Below are 18,309 nucleotides of genomic sequence, written 5' to 3'. Positions count from 1 at the left end.
TCTCAATTCCCTTCCATTTGCCCAGCACCCGAAACAAGGCTTGCCGCCTCTTTGCTAAGGCCTTGCCAGCGTTTCTCCGACTTCAAATGAAGCCCGAACAGATCCAGTACCCGCATGCAGCTGTGATCGACCACGTCGGCCAGCGAGGTCGGCCGCGCATAGAAAGCCGGCACCGGGGGGAAGATCATCGCCCCCATTTCGGTGCAGGCCGTCATGTTGCGCAGGTGCGCCAGGTTGAGCGGCGTTTCGCGGGTGATCATCACAAGGCGGCGCCGTTCCTTCAGCATCACGTCGGCCGCACGGGTGATAAGGTTGTCGGACAGGGCGTGCGCCACCGCGCCCAGCGTGCGCATCGAACAGGGCGCGATCGCCATGCCTTCGCACACGAACGAACCGCTGGCGATCGAGGCGCCGACGTTGCGGACGTTGTGCACCACATCGGCCAGTGCTTCGAGCCGGGCCTTGCCTTCGGGCAGTTCCTCGCGAATGTTGAGCAGCGCCGCCGGAGACATCACCAGATGGGTTTCCCAACCGCCCGTCTCGCGCAGTAGCTCAAGCAGGCGAAGGCCATAGACCGAGCCGGTTGCGCCGGTCATCCCCACGACCATGCGCTTCACGGCAGGACACTTTCCTGCGCGTTCTGGGCGGTCAAGGTAGCATAAGGCCTAACCCTGAAGGGCATGCTGAATTCCGTCTCCCACTCTTTTGCCGACATCATACAATGCATTCCGCATTGAGCAACGAAAATCTTGACTCCTCGGGACCGCATTCCGCTTACACCGGACTCTCGTTCCGGACCCCAACACTGATGGTCTTCATCTCCAAGAATTCTTCAATACCGTGTCGCGAACCTTCTCGGCCAAGTCCCGATTCCTTGATGCCGCCAAACGGTGCGGTCTCGGTCGAGACGATGCCGCTGTTTAAGCCGACCATCCCGGTCTCAAGTCCTTCGGAAACCCGCCAGGCGCGGTCAATGTCGCGGGTGAAGGCATAGGCCGCCAGCCCCGAGCGCGTGGCGTTGGCAAGCGTTAGCGCTTCGACCTCGGTTTCGAAACGGAACACCGGGGCAACCGGCCCGAAAGTCTCCTCGTCCGCTAGCCGCATCGCCGGGCTCGCTCCGGTCAGAACAGTTGGTTGGAAGAACAGCTCTCCGGCCTCGTGTCCCTTGCCGCCTGTGACCAGCTGGGCACCTTGCGCCACGGCGTCGGCGACATGCCCGTGAACCTTGGCCAAGGCTGATGCGGTGATTAACGGTCCCTGGTCGGTTGCACCTTCAAGGCCGTTGCCGACCCGGAACGCGGAGACCCTGGCGGCCAGCGCCTCGACGAAGCGGTCATGAATGCCGCTCTGCACCAGGATCCGGTTGGCGCAAACGCAGGTCTGTCCGGTGTTACGGAATTTCGATGCGATCACCCCCTCGACCGCCTGATCGAGATCGGCATCGTCGAACACTAGCAGCGGGGCATTGCCGCCCAGTTCCATCGAAACCCGTTTCAGGGTGGTGGCGCATTGCGCAGTCAGCAGCTTGCCAACCGCGGTCGAACCGGTGAAAGTGAACTTGGTGACATCGGGATGGCTGGTCAGGACCGATCCGATCGCGGGTGCATCCCCGCAGACCACGTTGAACACGCCGGGCGGAATGCCCGCTTCGAGAGCGAGCTTTGCCAGAGCGCAAGCGGTCAGCGGGGTGAGTTCGGACGGTTTGAGGGTCACGGTGCAGCCCGCCGCCAGTGCAGGCGCGACCTTGCGGGTGATCATCGCGGCGGGAAAGTTCCACGGCGTAATGGCGCCAGCCACGCCGACCGGCTGACGGATCACGATAATCCGCCGCTCGGAACTGGCCGGAATGACCTCGCCATAGACACGGCGCGCCTCTTCGGCGAACCACTGGATGAAGCTTGCGGCGTAATCGACCTCGCCCAGCGCTTCGGCCAGCGGTTTGCCCTGTTCGGCGGTCATCAGCAGGGCCAGATCCTCGCGATGCAGCTGGACCAGTGCTAGCCAGCCCTGCAGCAGTCGGACACGCTCTTGCGCGGATCGCTTTCGCCAATCGGCATAGGTGCGGGAATTGCTTTCGATCGCCTGGCGAGTTTCGGCTTCGCCCAGTAGGCCAACTGTTGCGAGCGTCTTGCCGGTGGCGGGGTTCGTGACATCAAAGGTGGAGCTGGCTTCTACTGATTTCCCGTTGATGATCGACTGGTTGGTCAGAAAATCGCTGCGGTGGAGTGGAGGGATTGTGACAGCCAATGTCTGAACTCCTGTGGCCGCAGGACCAGATGCCAAGCGGATGTTGGTCGGTTAGGCGGTGCTTCCGAAGCAAGCACGTCCGAAACGGTGAGGACGGCAGCGAACCGCCGCCCTCTGCTCTTGCGTTAGTACTTGTAGGCCAGCTTAAGGAACCATTCACGCGGACGTGAGTAAGTTGCCAGCGCTGTCCCCGCGACGTCACGGTCGACATATCCGCCCTGAATATACCGCTTATCGGTCAGGTTAGTTACACCAGCTGTCACTGTAAAATGCTCGCTACTCTCAGTAAATGATGCGCTTGCGCCGAATACGCTATAGCCAGGCTGCTTTAATTCAGAACTGTTTAGCGCATCTTTGTACGTTGTGCTCTGGTACGACCAATCGCCACGAAGAGTCAGCTTGCCCCTGTCTCCTCGATAAACATCGGCGTTGAAAGAAGCCGAGCCAGTCCACTCCGGCACGAAGGCAAACTTCGAATTGAGGCCTATCGGGAATGCCGCCGGATCGATTTCACGAAAATAAGCATCCAGATAACCAACACCGAATGTCAGTCGCAACCAATCGGCAGGAGCTGCTTCGCCTTCAATCTCGAAGCCCTTAATTCGACCAGTGCCAGCATTGCGCGCCCTAGGCGCGATGCCTTCGTTTACAACAACTTGGATGTCGCTGTAGTCGGAAAGAAACGCAGCGATATTAACGCGAAGTCGACGATCAAAAATCTCTGTTTTAAGACCTATCTCATAAGATTCTACAAATTCAGGAGTGAAAGAAGGGGCAACTTGCTCAGCAGGAAATATTCGTTGAGTAAATCCGCCGTTTTTGAAGCCTTTAGAATATGATGCATATGCGAGAACATCATCGCTAATCTTATAGTCCATTGAAATTGCCGGTGTCCACTCCTTCGCCTTTACAGCAACTTGAACAGCCGGCATCGTGTGGTTTCCGCCAGGGTTGGTGGCGGCAGGAGCGCATCCACCAGGTAGTGGGAAACCAAATAGTGGGCTGGCTGGGTCGGTCACTAGCAATGGCGTGGGTTGGCCAGTAACGCATTGGCTGAAAGCGATGAATACACCATCTGGATAGGGAAGAATTCCTGCCTGCCCGAGAGGTGCCGTGTAATCACGGTTAATAGTCTGGAACGACGGGTCAAAACGCTTTGTTTCGTCCGTGTAACGAATTCCCGGTGTTATGGAAAATCGGTCGGTTACCTTGAAAGTGGCCTGCAGGTAAGCGGCATAGCTGTCGTTGTCAATCTTGCCACCACTGAAGAAATCCGCAAACCCGAAGCGCAGATCATTCTTGTCCTGTCCTTTTTCTTTCAGATAGTATCCGCCGAGCACAAACTTTAACCGGTCGTTCAACAAACTGCCGGTCAGCTGCAACTCCTGTGATGCCTGCCATAAGTCGATATTGTTGGTCAGCTGCAGATAGGGATGGGGCGTGCCATCAAAGTCGAACTGGATTGTTGCCTTTTGGTCGCGATAGGCGCTGATTGATTTGAGGTTAATGCCACCGAAATCATAGTCGAGTGTCAGGTTGGTGCCCCACAAATCGAAATCCGACTGGTTTTTCGTGCCCGACCAAGTCGAGTCGATATTGCCAGTTACCCATTGGGTAGTTGCACACAGGGGATTGTTGACTGGGGCAAGCTGACCGTCCGCGCCACAAACACCGGCCCCCCCCTGTAGCTTGTTCCATGCATATGTAGAGCTTGGGAATGCTAAGGTCCGCCCATTCCAATTGACGATCTGAAGCAGGTTGGGCGATTCAAAAAGGTTAACTAAAGTAGATGCGGCCATCTCCTCCCGGCGGATGTTGATGTCCCCACTGAGATTGACCGTGAGTTTGTCTGTCGGTTCCCATTTAAAGGCGACACGCCCACCAAAGCTATCTTTGTTACCCTGGCGACCGCCATCGAACAGACGTTTCTGATAGCCGTCGCGCGTTTCATAGGAAGCAACAGCCCGCATCGCTAGGTTGTCGTTCAGCGGTACATTGATAATGCCCTTGAAATCGGCGCGATTGAACCGGCCGGTTGCCGCTTCGAGCTTCAGGTCGAAATCCTTCTGCGGCTCAACCGAATTGACCACGATCGCTCCGCCGATCGTGTTCTTGCCAAACAGCGTACCCTGCGGACCGCGCAAGACCTGGACGCTTGAAACGTCTGCCATGTCGAGTAGCGCTCCGACGGAACGCGCGACATATACGCCATCTACATAGACGCCAACGCCGGGATCGACAGTGATGTTGAAGTCGGTCTGTCCGACGCCGCGGATGAAAGCGGTAATCGAGGCACTCGAACCCGAGATGTTAGCAACCGGCGAAATGTTGACATTGGGAGCGAACTTGGCAACTTCCGCTACGTTGACGATCTGCTTTTCTTCGAGCATCTCACCAGTCATCGCCGTGATCGCGATGGGTGTTTCCTGCAGATTTTCAGAGCGTTTCCGAGCTGTAACAATAATATCACCAAGTCCTGAAACTGCTGTCTCGGATTGTGGGTTACTATCCGATCTGTCTTGTGCATACACATGGGTCGGCGCTAGCAGTAAGAGCGCGAGCATCGGGGGCGCGTTCGACAGCAGTAGATTTTTTATTTTTGGATGATTAATTTTCTTCATGGCATCCTCCTTGATTAAAGTTATTGTTTAAATTTTCGTTTCTATAGTTATTCCAATCTTACGAGGTTGTTCATAGAACCCGTCGGTTCCCAACGTTCCGGGGCGCACGGTTTGCAGCACCTTCTCGTTGGTCAGGTTCGTCACCCACAGGCCGACCTTGAAGGCTTCGCTTCCAGGCTGCCAATTGATCGAGAGGTTAGACAGGGTGTAGGGGCGCTGCGAGAATATGTTGGCGAAGTCGTAGTATACCCTGGAACTCCACAGCAGATTTCCGGCCAGAGTGACGCGCCCGTTGCCGACGTCATGGCTCCAATCAAACCCCACATTGCCCGACCATTCAGGCGCCCGGGTCATGACCTTGCCTGAAGCATCGTAGGGAGCAGCCACGTTGCCGGCGTAGTTGCCGTTGCCATTCACGATCGGCGTAAAGCCCTGGGCGTTGGGGAAATCCTTGTAGCGGGCATGGGTATAGGCAACCGCCGCACGCAGCCTTAGGTCGCGGACCGGATTGATGATGGTCTCAAACTCGCCGCCATAGATTTCGGCGTTGGCTGCATTCTGCAGGATGTATCCGGGACCGGTCGGAGCCTTCGACTGAAGTTGGAGGCCCTTGTAGTCGTAATAATAGGCGGCAAGGTTGGTGCGCAGCCATTCCAATGGATCGGACTTGATCCCGAATTCAGCCGCCTTGATGTTCTCCGGATTGACCGGGGTGCCGCTGATTCCCGCCATGTTGTATACCCCGCTCTTGAACGCGGTGCTGTAGGTGGCGTAGACGTTAGTCTTGTCGGTCACCTCATAACGGATACCGACTTTGTAGTTAAACTTTTTGAACGTTTTTGAAACGTCATTGACCAGCAATACGCCATTGTTACTTTGGCTAAACCAGCGCGTCTCGGTAGTGTATCGGCCGCCGAGCGTGATGAACAGGTTCGGCTGAACCTCATAGGTGCCTTCGGCAAAGACCGCGAATGAGCGTCCATCAAGCTTGGGTGTCAACGACGGCCCTGCCAAGGGCAGAGCTGGGTTGGTGGTGGTCCAAGGCTCGAGGACCGGGGCACCACCGCCGAACTGGTAGAAGTACCCGCCGACCAGCCACTGGAAGCGGCCGGGATTGGCCGAACTCAGCTTGATTTCCTGACTGCCCGACTCCGATTCAAACACTGCCGGAAAGTTCGACAGCTTTATGTTCGAGGCATCGCCATCGGTCGTCTGCCGCCAGCGCAGGTTGAGAAAACCGGTGGTGGTTTCAAGCAGGACGCTACCCAGATCGAGCCGGGTGTGCAGTGCCGCGCTCCAACGTGTGAGGTTGAGCAACGGCACCTCGGTCAACGAGGCCTGCCAGGCACGGGTCGGTACGATCACGCCCGGCCAATTGTTGCCTGCGGTGTTGCCATCCAGCGGCTGCGGCGAATTGGTGGTGCTTTCCTGGTTGAAGTATTCCCCGGTCAGAACAACCTTGAAATTGTCGGTCGGCTTGAACAGCAACTTGCTGCGCAGGTCGATGACGCGCTGGTTGCCCAGAGTGCCTCCACGGACCAGATCGTCGATGTATCCGTCGTTTTTGCGGAAAAGCGCGGCAAAGTCAGCCGCGACCTTGTCGCCCATTGGCCCGGTAAAATAGAGCCGGGCGTCGTAATCGCCGGCATCGCGCCTCATCCGGCCCAAGCGCAGCGAAGCCTTGCCGCGGAAGTCGAAGCTGGGATCGGGGGTGATGACGTTGATCAGTCCGCCGGTGGCATTGCGACCGAAGGTCGTGCCCTGCGGCCCGCGCAGCACCTCGACCCGCTCGACCTCGACCAGGTCGATCCAGTTGGCGGCCGATTCCGGTTGGTAGACGCCGTCGACGTAGGTTGCGATATTGGGTTCATCACCAACCGAAATGCCGGTTGAGCCGACGCCGCGTACGACCGGCTGGAAGACACCCATATTACGGCTGCCGATGAAGCCTGGCACAACCTGAGTGAGGGAGCGGACCGTTGAAACATCGGCGGAAGCAAGAGCATCGCCGGTAACCGCAGTAACTGCAACCGGCACGGTTTGCAGCTTGGCCTCGTGCCGAGTGGCGGTGACGATAATGTCACCTAGACCCGTGCTGGCAGGCTGGGATTCGTCCGTTTCGCTTGTGAAGTCTTGTGCTAAGGCCATCTGCGGCGTCAGCGCGGTCACTCCCAACAAGGCGACAAAAAAGCAATCATACCTTTTCATGCATCCCCCCTTGTGTAATCGAATTTTTTATTTTGACTTGTTCAAATACTCGGCAAGAAAATCCAATCGGTCATTCCCCCAGAAAACCTGGTCGTCAACGAACATCAGCGGCGCACCGTACACGCCGCGCTGGATCGCCTGGCTCCGGGCCTTGCGATATTCGTTCTGGCCAGTCGGCGATTCAACGAAGGCAATCAGCGCCTCAGCGTCGAGACCCGCTGCTTTGGCGCATGCGGCCAGCTCGTTGCGGTCGCCCGGATCGATCCCCTGGCCCCAGATCCGGCGGTAGGCATCGGTCACAAATGCCTCGGCCTTACCGTGCTCGCGGGCGAACAGCACCGCGCAATTCCAGTCTGCGCAAGCGAAGCTCGCCGGGAAGGTGAGGGGCACCCCATAACGTTCGGCCCAGCGCTCAAGGTCTGCCTTCATGACCTTGATCTTGGGCAAGACTTCGCGATTGGACGGGCCATAGTTGCCGGCGGCAATTTTGGCTTCAGGAATGTCAATCGGCCAGTATTCCACCGTGCTTCCCGCTGCCCGCGCGATCTCCGGCAGCTTGAGCTGGGCAAGGTAGCTGAACGGGCTGATGAAATCGAAGTAGAAGTCGATCGTGCGGGTCATGCCGGTTCCACCTCAAAGCCGACCATTTTGCGATAATTGTCCCAGAACCCGATGATCGCGCCCTCGGTGACGAGATGGTCGGCATCCTCGGCTCGACCGCCACCCATCGCGATGTAGGACGTCGCGCTTGCCTCGCCGACGATGGCGTTCTGGACGATTTCCACCGCTTCGCCGTCTTCCATCGAAATGAGTCCTGCAGGTCCGATCAGGTTAGCCTGTTTTAGCCGGATGGCCTGCATTTCCTCGTCGTCGTCCTGGTAGCCGAAATGGGTCCAGACCAATTCGAATTCGTCTGGGCCGTAAGTCACGGTCTGGCGTACGGCGAGCGTGTTCTGGATCTGCTGGAGGACGAGGTTGGGGTAGACCGCGAGGATCACCAGAGTGACATTGTCCGCGAACTCCTGCCGACCTTTCAGCAGCGACATGTCCTGCAGCTTGAATTCGGTGTCGAAGGTGCGGGAATCGCCGTAGGCCTGCTTGTCGGCGGCATCGTCGTTGCTGGCCGCGATCGAATAGAGCAGCGAGTGGCGTTTGTTGGCATCCATAAGCGCCTTACCGGTCTGGGTTGAGCGATACAGACCGAACGTGTTGTGGAATAGGTGCAGCAGGCTCGCGTGGTAGGGATCGCGGGTGTTCTCCGCGTAAAGCTTCCAATTCCCGCGGATGCGCTGGCGCTGGTCGCCCAGAACGGTGACGGGTTTGCACATGATCCGCTCGATCTGCTCGACCACGATCGGACCGAGGAAATCACGGCAGGATTCAACCGTTTCGGAGAAAGAAGCGAAGACCAGACCGTTGACCGATTCGGTGCGTAACTGTCTCAGATTGTGCTGGCTCATGTCAAAATCGCCAGGCATCCCGCCTTGCCCCTTGAGGCCGCGGCGGAAGGGCACGCCGATCAGCTTACCCTTCAGGTCGTAGGCCCACTGGTGGTAGACGCATTCCAGACTTGAGCGGTTGCCGCGCATTTCGCGGCAGACCAGGGCACCGCGATGGGCGCAGCGATTGACCACGACATGCACCGAGCCGTCGCTGTCGCGCGTGAGGATCACCGGCGTTTCGCCCACGAAGGTCGATTTGAAATCACCTGCCTTCGGAACTTCAGCTTCAAGTCCGACGAAGGACCAGCAGTCACCCTTAAAAATTTTCTCCTGTTCGCGATCATAGTACTGGCGATCGGTGAAAACGCGGTACGGAACCCGGCATCCGGCAGTGGACGGGGCTTGATCCAAGGTGTCTTGTTGCTGGGCAATGGACATGATTGGGTGCTTTCAACTTTGCAGCTAGATCGGGCGGACCATCATCGTATCGATGAGGTGGGTGTCGAAGATTGCGGTCTTGGAAAGGAAGCGCGAGCCAGCGCCGGAAACGTCGATTTGATCGACATATTTTCCGGAATTGTAGATCGACGTCTGACCGTCGTTGCGCGTCATCAGGACCACATAGTTGGTCTGTGTGGTGACGATCTGCCCGCTGGTCGACTTCACGCGGGTCGGACCGAGAATATGCCGGTAGCTGTGCGCGGGAAAGATATTGGCGCGGCGCAAAGAGACGATGCGATCGACCAGCATGCCGCGGCTGTCGCAGAACACCGCAGCCAGGTTCAGCGAACGATTGTGGTTCTCCGCTGAGATCACACTGTACTGGCACTTTTCTTCAAACAGGTTAGGCCATTCTTCCAACCGGTCGTCATCGATCAGTTCCGCATGAAGCGCATTAAGTTGCGCAGCGGCATGCTGAAACTGCATCTGCTCAAGGGTGGGAAGGCCCATCAGGCTGCTCCTTCGGGCTTCGTGATGCAGACCCAACCATCCTCGATTTCGACTGGATAGGACGCGATCGCCACTTGGCAGGGAAAGGCCTTGGCTGCGCCGGTCTTGATGTCGAACGAGCCGCCATGGAACGGACACTCGATGATGTCGCCATCCTGATATCCGTCGGTCAGCATGGCATTGCCGTGAGTGCAAAGATTGTCGGTAACGAAAATCTCGCCATCAACATTATATACTGCGAGGGCGGGCATTCCTTCGGCGAACGCCGCGACCGGCTCGCCGTCTTTTACGCCGGCAACTTCACAAAGGCGCAATTGGTTCGACATGATGGGGTTGTTTTCCTGTCAAGAATTGATTTACACGAAGATTGTCACAGCAGCGGAACGTCCATTCCGTAACCAGCAGCCTCGTTGCCATGACCGAAGATGTCACGGGTGTAGTATTCCTGCTGGCTCGGCGCCTGGCGCGCACCCCAGCCAAATTCCCACAGCCAACCCGACGGGTTAGCGCAGTAAAACGTCAGGGCCTGGTCGTTGGCGTGCTTGCCCAACTGGAGCGCGACGTCAATCTTCTTCGCACGCACAACGTCATGGGCCATGCCGAGATCATCGAGTTCGGTGTATTCGAACATCAGGTGATTGATGCGCTTTTCCATCGGCCCAAGACCGAAAGCAACAGAATGCTGTCGTTCGTTGCAGTGCATGAAGTAGGGCTGGGCAACCATGCCGTTCGGCAGATGAAGGTGGTATTCGACTGAACCGCGCAGACCCAGCAGTTCATAGAAACGAGCCGCCGCCTCGACATCGTCCTGGCGCAGAATGCAGTGCCCAACGCCTTGCGATCCGGTCAGGAACTTGCCGAACATCGGACGGCCAGGATGAAACGGCTTGTGCGTATCGACCTGGGGGCCGAAGAAGATCTCGGTCGGATTGCCGCCCGGATCGGCCAGCTTGAGTAGCCCGAGAACGCGGCGCTCGCGCGCTTCGGCTTCGGTGCCCACGGTGAAGGGGATTCCCGCCGCGCTCAGCTTTTCCTGCATCGCGGCGAATTCCTGCGGCCCGGCCACGCGCCAGCCCATGTAGGCCAGGTCATCGCTGCCATCAGCGTGCAGAACGATGCGGTGATGCCAAAGGTCCATCCGCAGATAGAGCCGATCCCCTTCGCCTTCATCGACGACTTCCATGCCGGCGACTTCGGCGGCGTAAGCGCGCCAGGCAGCGAGATCGGAAACGGAAAGACCAAGATAGCCGAGTTCGGTGACGACCGACATAGTTCAAACTCTCCCAATTCACCCCAAAACAGGGCCATTTTGCGATTTGCTGGCAACCTTGCTTCGATTCGAGCCGCCGGTTTCAGCCATTTCTGACCCACTACCTACCAGAACGTTTTTCATTGTGCAATACGTTGCACGAAATGATGGGATGAGGTAATCACCGTGTGCCATCTGCGGTTGATTCGCGGATGGTATTGGGTGCCCGACGCACAGAACGGGAGAGGATCGATGGAACTCAATGATAAAATCGGCGGCAGGATTGCCGACTTGCAGGGCTTGAAAGGGCGCATGCGCGCTTGGCTCAAGAAGGATCACGAGCGCGGGATCTTCCAGCTGGACCGCGCCGCTTTCACCGAAGCTGCGCTGTTTGAGCTCGAGATGAAGTACATCTTCGAACGGAACTGGGTCTACCTCGCGCACGAGAGCCAGGTTTCCAAGCCGAACGATTTCATCACCACGAAAATCGGCCGCGTCCCCATCCTTGTAACCCGGGACAAGTCCGGCGATGTCGGCGCCTTCGTGAATGCCTGTTCGCACCGTGGCGCGCGCCTGTGCCGCGAGCGGGCCGGCAACAAGCGCAACCACATGTGCCCGTTTCATGGTTGGACGTTCTCGTCCGGGGGCGACCTGCTGGACGTCACCGATGAGAGCATCGGGGGCTATCCGGAGGCATTCAATCGCGCCGATTTCGGGCTTCAACCGGTCGCCCGGGTGGAAAGCTACCGCGGCTTCATTTTTGCCAGCCTCTCCGCCGATGTCGTCCCGCTGGTCGATCACCTCGCCGGCGCGCGGGATTTCATCGATATCCTGGTGGACCAGTCGAAGTCCGGCGCAATGGAAGTTTTGCCCGGAACCAACCGCTACCGCTATCACGGCAACTGGAAGATGCAGGTCGAGAACGGGCTCGACGGCTATCACGTCATGACCACGCATGCCAACTACTTCATGACGGTTCAGCGCCGCGTCGAAGGCATTTCGAAGAACGAAACCAAGGCGATTAGCTTCAATGGCTTCACCGCGCGCGATGGCGGGTCGTTCTCGTTCCACAACGGACACACGGTGTTGTGGGCCGACTATGCCAACTTCATGGATCGCCCCAATTTCGAGATCATCGACTGGCTCGAAGAGTCCTACGGCGCCGAAAAGGCCAAGTGGATGAACAAGCGCATCCGTAACCTGCAGCTGTTTCCCAACGTCTTCCTGATGGACCAGACCAGCACGCAGATCCGCATCATCCAGCCGCTGGCCCTGGATGAGACCGAAGTCAGCACGGTGTGCATCGCCCCGGTCGGCGAAAGCCCCGAGGCGCGGGCCCTGCGGCTGCGTCAGTATGAGGATTTCTTCAATTCGACCGGCATGGCGACCCCGGACGACCTGACCGAATTCAACAACTGCCAGACCGGGTATGGCGCCGGCGAAGGCCGCTACAACGAGATGTCGCGCGGTTCGACGCGCTGGGACACCGGCCCGGGCAAGTTCGGCGAGCCGCTCGATTTCAATGTGGTGCTGAGCAGCCCGGCGGTTGCCGACGAAGGCCTCTATGTGGCGATCCATGACGAATGGCTCACGCTCATGGAAAAGGCCATCGACAGCGAGTGCAGCGAGCTTGCCGCCTTCCTTGAGCGTTCACTGGAGAAGGCACGATGACCGCATTCCATTCGCGCTGGCTGGCGGTTTCCCGCTTCATCGGTCAGGAAGCCATGGCGCTTGACGACAAGGACTGGGATGCCTGGCTGGCGCTCTATCACGAAGAGGCGGAATACTGGGTTCCAGCCTGGGACGATCACGAACGGCCGACTGCGGATCCGCAGAACGAAGTCTCGCTGATCTACTATCCCAACCGGGGCGGGCTTGAGGATCGGGTGTTCCGGATCAGGACCCGGCGCTCGGCGGCGAGCACGCCGCAGCCACGCACGGTTCACCAGTTCTCCCTGCTGTCTGCTGAGGAGAGCGATGACCAGGTGCATGCGCGGACGTCTTGGACCACGGTTTCGGTGCTGGAAGGCAAAGTCGCCACTCTCAGCGGGTGGGCCTTCTATGATCTCGAACCTCGGGATGATTCGTTCGTGATCCGCCGCAAGAAGACGGTTGTCGTCACCGATCTGTTCCAAGAAGTAGCCGATGTCTACAGCCTCTGAGCGGGTGCGCCCCGTCGTGGGGACGATGATCGGTGATCCCGCCGGGATCGGACCCGAAGTGGCTGTCAGGGCGCTGGCCGACGGTGCCGTACACACGGATTCGATCCCCGTGCTGGTCGGGTCTGCTGCGGCGGTAGAGCGGGCGCTCGATTTCACTGGCACCAAGGCACGGCTGCGGGTGATGCGCGGCTTCGAAAAACCCAGCGACGATCCCGCGATCATCGACGTCATCGATACCGGCGCGCTGCCCGATGGCGTTCTGCCCCTGGGCGAGGACACCGAGGCCGCCGGGCACGCCACCGCGCAATGGCTGGATGAGCTCGACGCGTTGGCCCGCGACGGTTCTTTCGCCGCCACGATCATGGGGCCGATCAGCACTGGTTCGCTTAAACTTGCCAAGAAGCTCGACAGGGTCATCAGCCCGACCCCGGGCGAAAGCTATCTGGTGCTGCTGACCGGGCCGCTCAGGGTTGCGCATCTCACCGACCACATGTCGCTGCGGCAAGTGATCGACGTCATTTCAGCCGATCTCGTCGCCACGGCGGTGGGGCAACTGCACGAGGCCATGCAATCGTGGGGCATCGCCCAACCGCGGATCGCGGTTGCCGGTCTCAACCCACATGCCATGGGCGACGAGGATCGCCTTGAAATTGCGCCTGGGATTGAAGCCGCGCGGGCAAGGGGCATCGATGTCGAAGGGCCTATCGCGCCTGACTCGGTCTTCCGCCACTGCATCGAGGGTCGCTACGACATGGTCCTGGCGATGTTCCACGATCAGGGCCACATCGCGGTCAAGACCTGGGGCTTTTCGGGCAATAGCGTGATCATCATGGGGCCGCCGTACCTGCACATGTCGGTGGCCCATGGCACCGCCTACGACATCGTCGGTACCGGCAAGGCCGATGCCGCGATGATGCTGAGCGCGATGCGCACTTGCGGACGACTCGCTTCGGGCCGCGGTTTCGAACAAGCTTAGGGAGAAGACCATGAACGCCGAAACCATGCCCGTCGCCGCGGGGTCGGAGCCGACTGCGGTCGATTACGCAGTCTATCACAGCCAAGCGATCTTCACTGCCGAACAGGAAAACATCTTTCGCGGACAGACCTGGTGCTACCTCGGCCTCGAAGCCGAGCTGGCCAACAGCGGCGATTTCCGTTCGACCCATGTCGGCAATACTCCGGTGGTGGTGACGCGGGCAACCGATGGCACCATCCATGCCTGGGTAAATCGCTGCGCCCACAAGGGCGCAACCGTGTGCCGCTCGCTGCGTGGCAACCAGGCCGACGGGGCGTTCGTCTGCGTCTATCACCAGTGGGCCTACGACGCGACCGGTGCGCTTGTCGGCGTGCCGTTCCGGCGGGGGCTGAAAGGCGTGGGCGGCTATTCGAAGGAATTCAATATGGCCGAGCATTCGCTGGAGCGGTTGCGGGTCGAGACATTCGGCGGCCTCGTGTTCGGCACCTTCAACCCGACCATCGCCCCGCTCGACGACTTTCTGGGTCCAGTGATGCGCAAATACATTCAGCGCGTCTTCCAGCGCCCGGTCAAGGTTCTGGGCTATGCGCGACAGTTCATGGCCGGCAACTGGAAGCTCTATTCGGAAAACAGTCGTGACAGCTACCACGGCGGTCTGTTGCACCTGTTCTATCCCACTTTCGGCATCTACCGCCAGAGCCAGGAAAGCGCGGGTCTGGTTTCGGACGAGGGCTACCACACCGTCTTTACCGTGTCTAAGCCCAAGGGCGATGTCGACTACGGCTCGTTCGGTGACGAGGCCAACCGCGAGATGCAGGGTGAGGCCAAGTTGCAGGACGAGCGCCTGCTGGCATTCCGCCCGGAGATCGCTGATGATGTCGGACTGCACATCCAGTCGATCTTCCCGTCTGTCGTTGTCCAGCAGATCCAGAACACCCTCGCCACCAGGCAGATCGTGCCCCACGGGACCGACAAGACCGAGCTGGTCTGGACCTATTTCGGCTATGCCGACGATGATGATGAAACGACTCGCCACCGCCTTCGCAACCTCAACCTGGTTGGACCGTCTGGGTTGATTTCGATGGAAGACGGCGAAGCGGTCGAACTGTGCCAGCAGGGCACGATCGGTGCCGAAGGCAAGCGCAGCTTTGTCGAGATGGGCGGGGACGATGTCCGACCGTCATACGCCCCGATGGGTATGGATGAAAATTCCGTGCGCGGGTTCTGGAAGGGCTATCTCGGGCTGATGGGCAATGCCTTGGCCGATCTCGCAGCGGAGGGCCGGGCATGAGCGTTGCAGCCGAAGTAGCGCAAGTCGCGCAAAGTGCGATCGACGATTTCAACGCGGCTTACGGGCTTTGCCTTGATGATGACCGGCTCGAGCAATGGCCTACGCTGTTCGTTGACGATTGCCTGTACCAGGTGATCGCGCGCGAGAATGTCGATAACGGCTTGCCCGCAGCTGTGATGTATTGCGACAGCAAAGGGATGCTGGCGGATCGGGTTGTCGCGCTGCGCAAGGCAAACGTCTTCCCCGAACATTTCAACCGGCACCTGATCGGGCGTGCGGTGATCACCGGCGCGGAAGGCAACCAGGTTTCTGCTGAAGCCAGCTATGTCGTCTTCCAGACCCGTAACGATGGTGAAACGCGTATCTACAATGCCGGCAAATATGTCGACTGGTTCGATCTTAGCGGTGGAACCGTTCGTCTGAAGAGCCGGACCTGCATCTACGACACGCTGCGAATCGCCACCCTGTTGGCGACCCCGATCTGAGCCGATCCCGCATTTCCTGGTTTGCCCAAAAGGAGACTATCCATGAAGCTGTTCATTAGCCCTGGTGCCTGCTCGCTCGCACCGCATATTGCCCTGCGCGAAACCGGTGCGGCGTTCGATGCGGTGAAGGTCGATCTGGCGACCCGCAAGGTAGAGACCGGAGACGATTTCCTGACGGTCAATCCGTCAGGCAAAGTTCCTGCGCTGACCCTCGACAGTGGCGAAACCCTGACTGAAAATCCTGCGATCCTGCTCTACATCGCCGATCAGAAGCCAGACGCGGCCCTGGCGCCTCGTGATGGCACGTTGGAGCGTTACCGCCTGATCAGCCGACTGAGTTTTCTGGGGTCGGAATTCCACAAGGCGTTCGTACCGCTTTTCACACCCGGCAGCAGCGACGAAGCAAAGCTCGCGGCCTCGACCGCCGTCAAGAATCATCTGGGTGCGCTGGACAAGGAACTTTTGGACAAGGAACACTATGCCGGTTCTGAATTCAGCGTCGCCGACATCTATCTGTTCGTGATGCTGGGCTGGCCGGCCCATGTCGGGATCGACATGAGCGCCTATCCCAACCTTGGTGCTTATTGCGGCCGGATCGCGCAGCGCCCGTCGGTTGGCGCAGCACTCAAGGCCGAAGGGCTCGTCTGATCGGGCATGCGCGAGGCGGCGATTTCTGCCGCCTCGCCGCATTCTTTATTTGCCAATGCGTTTGAAATAGTGCAATGAAAGCTACTGTAAGGTGTCAGTTCGCCGACTCGGTCCCGACACCATGTGGATACAAAATCAACGAAGCGGGAAAGGACTGGTTGGCTATCATGGCAAGCGCGACATTGGACACGAGCCGACCGGAAATCGCCAATTCGTTCGTCATCGGCGGAAGCTCGACCAATTATCATGACGTCGGCGAGGGCGATCCGGTCCTGTTGGTTCATGGTTCCGGGCCTGGCGTGACTGCATGGGCCAACTGGCGCCTGAACATTCCGGTTCTTGCTCAGGATTTCCGGGTCATCGCGCCCGACATGTTCGGTTTCGGCTATTCGGACAGCAAGGGCCGGATCGAAGACAAGCAGGTCTGGGTCGATCAGCTCGCCAGTTTTCTCGACGGATTGGGCATCGACAAGATTTCGATGGTCGGCAACTCGTTCGGTGGCGGGATCACGCTGGCATTCATGATTGCCCACCCCGATCGGGTGGAACGCGCCGTTCTGATGGGGCCTGCAGGGCTCAACTTTCCGATTACTCCTGCGCTCGACAAGGTTTGGGGCTACGTGCCGTCAGTTGAGGCCATGCGCGAATCGCTCAAGTACCTTGCCTGGGATCACAGCCGCCTGACGGAGGATCTGATCCAGTCGCGCTATGTCGCCAGCGCCCGGCCCGAAGCACATGAACCCTATCATGCAACGTTCGGCGGCGCCGACCGCCAGGCCAACGTGGCGATGCTCGCCAGCCGCGAGGAGGACATCGCCGCAATCGCGCACGAGACCTTGATCCTGCACGGGATTGCCGATCAGGTGATCCCGCTCGATTCTACCGTACGCTTGGCCACGCTGATGCAGCGGGCCGATCTGCACCTGTTCGCCGAATGCGGACACTGGGTGCAGATCGAGCGGATGGCAAGTTTCAACCGGATGGTTGCCGAGTTCTTTAAGCATGGCCTCAAGGCCTGATCGGAGAGGAGATTCTTCATGGCTTTGACTGGTGTAATTCGTCCTGGCTATGTCCAGCTCAGGGTTCTGGACTTGGACGAGGCCATTATCCACTACCGCGACCGGATTGGTCTAAACTTCGTCAATCGCGAGGGGGATCGGGCCTTTTTCCAGGCGTTCGACGAATTCGATCGTCACAGTATCATCCTTCGCGAGGCCGATCAGGCGGGCATGGATGTGATGGGCTTCAAGGTCGCCAAGGACGCGGACTTGGACCATTTTACCGAGCGCTTGCTCGATATCGGTGTCCATGTCGACGTGATCCCGGCGGGGGAAGATCCCGGTGTAGGCCGCAAGATTCGGTTTAACACGCCGACACAGCACGTCTTCGAACTTTACGCCGAGATGGCGCTGTCGGCCACCGGTCCGGCCGTCAAGAACCCCGATGTCTGGGTCGTGGAGCCACGTGGCATGCGTGCCACCCGCTTTGATCACTGTGCGCTCAACGGCGTGGATATAGCCAGTTCGGCCAAGATTTTTGTCGATGCGCTTGATTTCTCAGTCGCCGAGGAACTGGTCGATGAAACCAGCGGCGCCCGGCTCGGCATCTTTCTTAGCTGCAGCAACAAAGCACACGATGTCGCCTTCTTAGGCTATCCCGAAGACGGTAAGATCCACCATACCTCGTTCAACCTGGAATCCTGGCACGATGTTGGCCATGCCGCCGACATCATCAGCCGCTACGATATTTCGCTGGATATCGGGCCGACCCGTCATGGGATCACCCGCGGGCAGACGATCTACTTCTTCGATCCCTCGGGCAACCGCAACGAAACCTTCAGCGGCGGTTACATTTATTATCCGGACAATCCGCAGCGCCTGTGGCAGGCAGAGAACGCCGGCAAGGCCATCTTCTACTACGAAAAGGCGCTCAACGACCGCTTCATGACGGTGAACACCTGATCATGGACGGGGTGGTTTCGGTCCGGACAGTAGGCCACGAATTGGCGCTCAAGGCAGCGGCTGCCGCC

The 18,309-nt window shown here is 58.8% G+C and carries 17 protein-coding genes; 8 read left to right on the top strand and 9 right to left on the bottom strand.

The window, feature by feature from the left end; genetic code table 11:
* Positions 1-2: 2 nt before the first annotated feature.
* The 9 genes from C100_RS31240 to bphC all read right to left on the bottom strand — a co-directional run bounded on the left by C100_RS31240 (position 3) and on the right by bphC (position 10,739).
* Complete coding sequence (locus C100_RS31240) at positions 3-608, bottom strand: UbiX family flavin prenyltransferase (protein ID WP_206377528.1); 606 nt, start codon at positions 606-608, stop codon at positions 3-5.
* 166 nt (positions 609-774) lie between these two features.
* Positions 775-2,247 (bottom strand): NAD-dependent succinate-semialdehyde dehydrogenase, encoded by a 1,473-nt coding sequence (locus C100_RS31235; protein WP_008828121.1) that lies wholly within the window; start codon positions 2,245-2,247, stop codon positions 775-777.
* Positions 2,248-2,372: 125 nt separating this feature from the next.
* The gene (locus C100_RS31230; RefSeq protein ID WP_031308877.1) at positions 2,373-4,868 is read right to left on the bottom strand and encodes a TonB-dependent receptor; all 2,496 of its coding nucleotides are present in this window, start codon (positions 4,866-4,868) and stop codon (positions 2,373-2,375) included.
* A gap of 27 nt (positions 4,869-4,895) precedes the next feature.
* A complete protein-coding gene (locus C100_RS31225; protein WP_024018963.1) occupies positions 4,896-7,076 on the bottom strand; it encodes a TonB-dependent receptor in 2,181 nt (726 codons plus the stop codon).
* Between the two features lie 27 nt (positions 7,077-7,103).
* Complete coding sequence (locus tag C100_RS31220; protein WP_008828124.1) at positions 7,104-7,697, bottom strand: 2-hydroxychromene-2-carboxylate isomerase; 594 nt, start codon at positions 7,695-7,697, stop codon at positions 7,104-7,106.
* On the bottom strand, positions 7,694-8,956 hold the full coding sequence (locus C100_RS31215; RefSeq protein WP_008828125.1) for an aromatic ring-hydroxylating dioxygenase subunit alpha: 1,263 nt from the start codon (positions 8,954-8,956) through the stop codon (positions 7,694-7,696). Before C100_RS31215 ends, C100_RS31220 begins: the two co-directional genes overlap by 4 nt.
* A gap of 24 nt (positions 8,957-8,980) precedes the next feature.
* Positions 8,981-9,469 (bottom strand): aromatic-ring-hydroxylating dioxygenase subunit beta, encoded by a 489-nt coding sequence (locus C100_RS31210; protein ID WP_008828126.1) that lies wholly within the window; start codon positions 9,467-9,469, stop codon positions 8,981-8,983.
* Positions 9,469-9,795 (bottom strand): non-heme iron oxygenase ferredoxin subunit, encoded by a 327-nt coding sequence (locus C100_RS31205; RefSeq protein WP_008828127.1) that lies wholly within the window; start codon positions 9,793-9,795, stop codon positions 9,469-9,471. Before C100_RS31205 ends, C100_RS31210 begins: the two co-directional genes overlap by 1 nt.
* Positions 9,796-9,839: 44 nt before the next feature.
* Positions 9,840-10,739, bottom strand: coding sequence for a biphenyl-2,3-diol 1,2-dioxygenase (bphC, locus tag C100_RS31200; protein ID WP_008828128.1), 900 nt, complete (start codon positions 10,737-10,739; stop codon positions 9,840-9,842).
* 231 nt (positions 10,740-10,970) lie between these two features.
* Here bphC and C100_RS31195 point away from each other — a divergent pair, with 231 nt between their 5' ends.
* From C100_RS31195 to C100_RS31160, 8 genes are all read left to right on the top strand, one after another.
* Positions 10,971-12,389: a Rieske 2Fe-2S domain-containing protein gene (locus C100_RS31195; RefSeq protein ID WP_008828129.1), complete on the top strand. Its 1,419-nt coding sequence runs from the start codon at positions 10,971-10,973 to the stop codon at positions 12,387-12,389.
* Positions 12,386-12,880 carry an aromatic-ring-hydroxylating dioxygenase subunit beta gene (locus tag C100_RS31190; protein ID WP_008828130.1) on the top strand — a complete coding sequence of 165 codons (495 nt, stop codon included), beginning with the start codon at positions 12,386-12,388 and terminating at the stop codon, positions 12,878-12,880. The genes C100_RS31195 and C100_RS31190 overlap by 4 nt, the downstream gene beginning before the upstream one ends.
* A gap of 25 nt (positions 12,881-12,905) precedes the next feature.
* Positions 12,906-13,856 carry a PdxA family dehydrogenase gene (locus C100_RS31185; RefSeq protein WP_008828131.1) on the top strand — a complete coding sequence of 317 codons (951 nt, stop codon included), beginning with the start codon at positions 12,906-12,908 and terminating at the stop codon, positions 13,854-13,856.
* Between the two features lie 10 nt (positions 13,857-13,866).
* The gene (locus tag C100_RS31180; RefSeq protein WP_008828132.1) at positions 13,867-15,147 is read left to right on the top strand and encodes an aromatic ring-hydroxylating dioxygenase subunit alpha; all 1,281 of its coding nucleotides are present in this window, start codon (positions 13,867-13,869) and stop codon (positions 15,145-15,147) included.
* Entirely contained in the window at positions 15,144-15,632 is a 489-nt protein-coding gene (locus C100_RS31175; RefSeq protein WP_008828133.1) for an aromatic-ring-hydroxylating dioxygenase subunit beta, read from the top strand. Before C100_RS31180 ends, C100_RS31175 begins: the two co-directional genes overlap by 4 nt.
* 42 nt (positions 15,633-15,674) lie before the next feature.
* The gene (gene gstA, locus C100_RS31170) at positions 15,675-16,280 is read left to right on the top strand and encodes a glutathione transferase GstA (RefSeq protein WP_008828134.1); all 606 of its coding nucleotides are present in this window, start codon (positions 15,675-15,677) and stop codon (positions 16,278-16,280) included.
* Between the two features lie 167 nt (positions 16,281-16,447).
* Entirely contained in the window at positions 16,448-17,299 is an 852-nt protein-coding gene (locus C100_RS31165; protein WP_008828135.1) for an alpha/beta fold hydrolase, read from the top strand.
* A gap of 18 nt (positions 17,300-17,317) precedes the next feature.
* Positions 17,318-18,241 carry a catechol 2,3-dioxygenase gene (locus C100_RS31160; RefSeq protein ID WP_024018961.1) on the top strand — a complete coding sequence of 308 codons (924 nt, stop codon included), beginning with the start codon at positions 17,318-17,320 and terminating at the stop codon, positions 18,239-18,241.
* Positions 18,242-18,309 lie beyond the last annotated feature (68 nt).

The sequence above is a fragment of the Sphingobium sp. C100 genome, from assembly GCF_000508185.1.
Lineage (GTDB): Bacteria > Pseudomonadota > Alphaproteobacteria > Sphingomonadales > Sphingomonadaceae > Sphingobium.
The sequence above is the reverse complement of the archived record's forward strand: the minus strand, read 5'-3'. Positions and strand labels throughout refer to the sequence as shown.